Consider the following 5,121-nt stretch of genomic DNA (forward strand, 5'->3'; position numbering starts at 1 on the left):
TGCCGGGGCCGCGTCGTCGGAGGTGACGACGGGGTTCCAGCCGTGACGGTCGAGTGCGCGGGTGAGGGCGGTGACCATCCGCGGGTCGAACTGGGTGCCTGCGCACCGGGCGAGTTCCTCCAGGGCCGTCGGCACCGGCCGGGCGCGGCTGTAGGAGCGGGAGGAGGTCATCGCGTCGAAGGCGTCGGCGACCGCGACCACCCGGGCGCACTCGGGGATCTGACCGCCCGCCAGCCCGTACGGGTAGCCGCTGCCGTCGAGCCGTTCGTGGTGGTGGAGGATGGCCGCCCGCGCCTCCTCCAGGAAGCCGATGCCGCGGGTCATCTCGTGGCCGTACTCGGGGTGCAGTTCGATCGCCCGGCGTTCCTGCGGGGTGAGCGGGCCGTCCTTGCGCAGCAGCCGGGTGGGGACGCCGATCTTGCCGACGTCGTGCAGGATGCCGGCGAAGCGGATCACCTCGACGCGTTCGTCGGCCATGCCGAGTTCGCGGGCGATCATCACCGAGGCCTGGCCGACCCGCTCGCTGTGACCCCGGGTGTAGTTGTCCTTGAGGTCGACCGCCCGCACCAGGGCCCGCACGGTGGAGCGGTGGGCGGTGCGCTCCTGGTCGGAGTGGGCGAACACCCACCAGGTGACGTACATCGGCAGCAGCACCAGCAGGGCGGCGGCCGGGCCGTCCGGGGAGCGCCACAGGACGGCCATCAGCACGCCGGCCAGTCCGTGCACCGCCATCGGCGGCAGCGAGCGGACGAACTGCCGCCACCAGGGGTCGCGGGCCGGGACCCGGTCGGCCAGCGCCTTCATCCCGCCGTCCAGCAGCGCCGCGCACAGGCAGAAGACCGGCACGGCGAGGGCGGCGGCGGCCAGGGCCCGCGGGAGGTGGGAGGCGACCACGGCGTCGCGGCCGCCGAGCACCCAGTACGTCCAGGCGGTGGCGTGGACGGACAGGCAGAGCACGGCGGCGCGCCAGAGGCGTCTCAGCAGTCTGGGCGGGTCGGCGACCGGGGAGAGGAGGGAGCCCGGCACCGCGACCAAGGCGGCGGCGGGCGGCGGGAGCAGGAAGGCGGCGGCCAGGAGCACCGGGTAGAAGGCGTCGATGCCGGCCCGGCGCCCCGCCTGCCCGCAGCCGGCGTAGACCACGGCCAGCAATGTCACCGCCCACCACGGCGTGCGCAGGTCCGGGAGCGACACCAGGCAGGCGCCGGCGGCCAGTACGGCGGCTGCCGCGTAGACACGCGCGCCGGCCGGCACCGATGCCGCCGGAACAGACCCCATGGTGTCCCCTCCCCGGCCGGACCGGGGCGGTCCGGTTCGTGCCCGTTCTGCACCGGAGCGTAGAGCGGGTGAAAGGGGTACGGGGGGCCTGATAGGTGAATCCGCGGGCCTATGACCCGCGGATTAGCACGTACGGGTGAACGGTCAGGAGTCGCCGGATGACGCGGGGGTCACCGTCGCGCCCTGCTGGTCGACGTCCGGCATCGCGGAGCCGTGCGTCACCTCGCCCGAGCGGATCAGCTCGATGCGGCCCATCACCTTCGCGCGCAGGTCGGAGGGGACGTCGTCATGACCGCAGCACCGCTTGACCAGCTTCTTCACGGCCTGCTCCAGGCCGTACTTCTCCAGGCAGGGCGAGCACTCCTCGAAGTGCTCCTCGAACTTGGTGCAGGCCGAGTCCGGCATCTCACGGTCGAGGAACTCGTAGAGATGGTCGAGGATCTCCGCGCAGTCCGTCTCGTGCGGCTCTCCACAGCTCATGAGCCCGAGCCTTTCGCTTCGTTCGACTCTCCGGCACCGGCGGGGACGAGCCCGCGGTCGCGGGCGTAGTCCTCGAGCATGCCGCGCAGCTGGCGGCGGCCCCGGTGCAGCCGGGACATCACCGTACCGATGGGTGTCCCCATGATGTCCGCGATCTCCTTGTAGGCAAACCCCTCGACATCCGCCAGGTAGACGGCGATGCGGAACTCCTCGGGGATCGCCTGCAGGGCCGACTTCACGTCGGAGTCCGGCAGGTGGTCCAGCGCCTGTGACTCGGCGGAGCGCAGACCGGTCGACATGTGCGACTCGGCGCGCGCGAGCTGCCAGTCCTCGATGTCCTCGGCGGCACTGCGCTGGGGCTCCCGCTGCTTCTTGCGGTAGGAGTTGATGAACGTGTTGGTGAGGATCCGGTACAGCCAGGCCTTGAGGTTGGTGCCCTCACGGAACTGGTGGAAGGACGCGTACGCCTTGGCGTAGGTCTCCTGCACCAGGTCCTCGGCGTCGGCCGGGTTGCGCGTCATGCGCAGCGCGGCCGAGTACATCTGGTCGAGGAACTCCAGCGCGTCCCGCTCGAACCGGGCGCTGCGCTCCTCGGTCGTCTCGGTCGTCCGCCTGCCCTCGGCGCCCTCGGCGCTCGCGGGCTGCTCCGCGTCGGTCCCGGTGACCGGACCCACCTCCTCCAGCGTCGTACCACTCGAATCGGAGAATAGACGACGTTCCCCCCCGGCCGCCCGCCGGGCTGCGCCGGTGCGGGTCGAGGGAAGCACCGACCATTCGAGGTCGGTGGCGCGACGACTGGGGCACGCGACGGATCCCATGCGGCGGATTCCTCCCGGGACGACTGGTCAGAACGTGTTGTTCTCCCCCTTCAACCTCACGCTCCCCCGTGGCATTCCCGCCGCCTCGGGTCAGTGGGCCGAGCCCGACAGCTGGAGGCCGATGACGCCGATGATGACCAGGCTGATCGAGACGATCTTCAGCACGGACACCACGTCCCCCATGAAGACCATGCCGTAGATCGCCGTGCCGGCCGCCCCGATGCCGGTCCACACCGCGTACGCGGGCCCCACGTCCAGCCGCTTGAGCGAGAGGGTCAGCAGACCGAAGCTGCCCAGCGCGAACGCGCAGAAGGCCATCGTCGGGTAGAGCCGGGTGAATCCGTTCGAGAGCTTGAGGCAGACCGCGAACCCGGTCTCCAGCAGTCCGGCGATCATGACCAGCAGCCACGCCATGGGGTGTCCTCCGCATCAATCACGTCCGTGACCGCTCCGACCGCTCCGGCGCCGCGGGGTGGCCGGTGGACGTGATTATGCCCGGAATGACCGGTCAGTCCCCTTCGCGCCGCTCGCGCGTCGAGAGCAGCCGCCGCAGCGAGTAGAGCCGAGCCGGGTCGGCGTGGCCGTCGGCCACCCACCGGTCGAGGGCGCAGTCGGGCTCGTCGTGGCTGCAGGCCCGCGGGCAGTCCGCGGTCCCGGCCTCCAGGTCGGGGAAGGCGTTGATGACGCGGGAGGGATCGACGTGCGCGAGTCCGAACGACCGGACGCCGGGCGTGTCGACGACCCAGCCCTCGGCCCCCTCCAGCGGCAGCGCCAGCGCGGAGGTGGTGGTGTGCCGGCCGCGCCCGGTCACCGCGTTCACGTGGCCGGTGATCCGCCGGCGTTCCTCCGGCACCAGGGCGTTGACCAGCGTGGTCTTGCCGACGCCGGAGTGCCCGACGAAGGCCGTGACCTTGCCGGCCAGGTGTTCGCGGACCCGGTCGGCGGCCCCGCCGGTCTCCAGCTCCTCGCGGCTGGTGACCACGTGGGGGATGTCCAGCGCCCCGTAGAGCTCGAGCATCTTGTCGGCGGAGGCCAGGTCGGACTTGGTGAGCACCAGCAGCGGCGTCAGCCCGCCGTCGAAGGCGGCGACCAGGCAGCGGTCGATCAGCCGCGGCCGCGGCTCGGGGTCGGCCAGGGCGGTGACGATGGCCAGCTGGTCGGCGTTGGCGACCACCACCCGCTCGTAGGGGTCGTCGTCGTCCGCCGTACGGCGGAGCACCGAGGCGCGCTCCTCGATGCGGACGATCCGCGCCAGGGTGTCCTTCGCGCCGGACATGTCGCCGACCAGGGCCACCCGGTCGCCGACCACGGCGGCCTTGCGGCCCAGCTCGCGGGCCTTCATGGCCGTCACGACCGTGTCCTCGACCAGGCAGGTCAGGCGGCCGCGGTCGACGGTGAGGACGAAGCCCTCGGCGGCGTCCTCGTGCTTGGGGCGGATGTGGGTCCTGGGCCGGTTCCCCTTGCGGTTGGGGCGGCTGCGGATGTCGTCCTCGTCGGTGTGCTTGCCGTAGCGACGCATGAGGTGCCCTTTACCGCCGGTCCTCGAGCATCCCTGTCCACAGGTGTGTGAAGTCGGGCAGGGTCTTGGCGGTGGTCCCCACGTTCTCGATCTCCACCCCCTCGACGACCAGACCGAGGATCGCGCCGGCGGTGGCCATCCGGTGGTCGTCGTAGGTGTGGAACACGCCGCCGCGCAGCGCGCGCGGCCGGATGTGCAGGCCGTCGGCGGTCTCGGTGACGTCGCCGCCGAGCCCGTTGATCTCCTTGGTGAGCGCGGCCAGCCGGTCCGTCTCGTGCAGGCGCAGGTGGGCGACGCCGCGCAGGGTGGACGGCGAGTCGGCCAGGGCGGCGACCGCGGCGATGCCGGGGGTCAGCTCGCCGACCTCGGAAAGGTCCACGTCGATGCCGTGGATCCGGCCGGAGCCGGTGAACTCCAGGCCGTACTCCTTCAGTTCGCAGGATCCACCCATCCGGGTGAAGATCTCGCGCAGCCGGTCACCGGGCTGGGTGGTGCGCTCCGGCCAGTCCGGCACGATCACCCGGCCGCCGGTCACCAGGGCGGCGGCGAGGAACGGCTGGGCGTTGGACAGGTCGGGCTCGACGGTCAGGTCGCGGCCGAGCAGGGCGCCGGGCGTCACCCGCCAGACGTTCGCCTCGCCGCCGGACTCGGGGGTGTCCACCTGGGCGCCGGCGGCGCGCAGCATGTCCACCGTCATCCGGATGTGCGGCAGCGACGGCAGCGTGGCGCCGGTGTGCCGGACCTCGACGCCCTGGTTGAAGCGGGCTCCGGAGAGCAGCAGGGCGGAGACGAACTGGGAGGACGAGGAGGCGTCCACCTCGACCGGCCCGCCGTCCAGGGCGCCGCCGCCGTGCACGGTCAGCGGCAGGGCGCCGCGGCCGTCGTCGTCGATCCGGGCGCCGAGGGCGCGCAGCGCGTCGATCACGCCGTGCAGCGGGCGCTCGTGGGAGCGGGGGTCGCCGTCGAAGCGGACCGGGCCGTCGGCGAGGGCGGCCACCGGGGGCAGGAAGCGCATGACCGTGCCGGCGT

At 72.4% G+C, this 5,121-nt stretch carries 6 protein-coding genes; all 6 read right to left on the minus strand.

Annotation, left to right across the window (positions count from 1 at the left end; all coding sequences use genetic code 11):
- Positions 1-1,275: HD-GYP domain-containing protein (locus tag ACOV8S_RS14945; RefSeq protein WP_448318307.1), on the minus strand; the 1,275-nt coding region annotated here is incomplete at its 3' end.
- Between the two features lie 144 nt (positions 1,276-1,419).
- The gene (gene rsrA, locus ACOV8S_RS14950; RefSeq protein ID WP_448318308.1) at positions 1,420-1,755 is read right to left on the minus strand and encodes a mycothiol system anti-sigma-R factor; all 336 of its coding nucleotides are present in this window, start codon (positions 1,753-1,755) and stop codon (positions 1,420-1,422) included.
- Positions 1,752-2,429: a sigma-70 family RNA polymerase sigma factor gene (locus ACOV8S_RS14955; protein WP_170145091.1), complete on the minus strand. Its 678-nt coding sequence runs from the start codon at positions 2,427-2,429 to the stop codon at positions 1,752-1,754. The genes rsrA and ACOV8S_RS14955 overlap by 4 nt, the downstream gene beginning before the upstream one ends.
- Positions 2,430-2,663: 234 nt before the next feature.
- Positions 2,664-2,987 (minus strand): DMT family transporter, encoded by a 324-nt coding sequence (locus ACOV8S_RS14960; protein WP_448318309.1) that lies wholly within the window; start codon positions 2,985-2,987, stop codon positions 2,664-2,666.
- Positions 2,988-3,081: 94 nt separating this feature from the next.
- Positions 3,082-4,092 (minus strand): ribosome small subunit-dependent GTPase A, encoded by a 1,011-nt coding sequence (rsgA, locus tag ACOV8S_RS14965; RefSeq protein WP_448318310.1) that lies wholly within the window; start codon positions 4,090-4,092, stop codon positions 3,082-3,084.
- Positions 4,093-4,102: 10 nt separating this feature from the next.
- Positions 4,103-5,121 (minus strand): 3-phosphoshikimate 1-carboxyvinyltransferase (gene aroA / locus ACOV8S_RS14970; RefSeq protein ID WP_448318311.1); only part of this gene is annotated, 1,019 nt, incomplete at its 5' end.

The organism is Streptomyces sp. CO7, assembly GCF_053474865.1.

Coding starts and splice junctions, on each gene's coding strand:
- ACOV8S_RS14960 (WP_448318309.1), bottom strand. CDS start 2,987: ATGGCGTGGCTGCTGGTCATGATCGCCGGACTGCTGGAGACCGGGTTC.
- rsgA (WP_448318310.1), bottom strand. CDS start 4,092: ATGCGTCGCTACGGCAAGCACACCGACGAGGACGACATCCGCAGCCGC.
- rsrA (WP_448318308.1), bottom strand. CDS start 1,755: ATGAGCTGTGGAGAGCCGCACGAGACGGACTGCGCGGAGATCCTCGAC.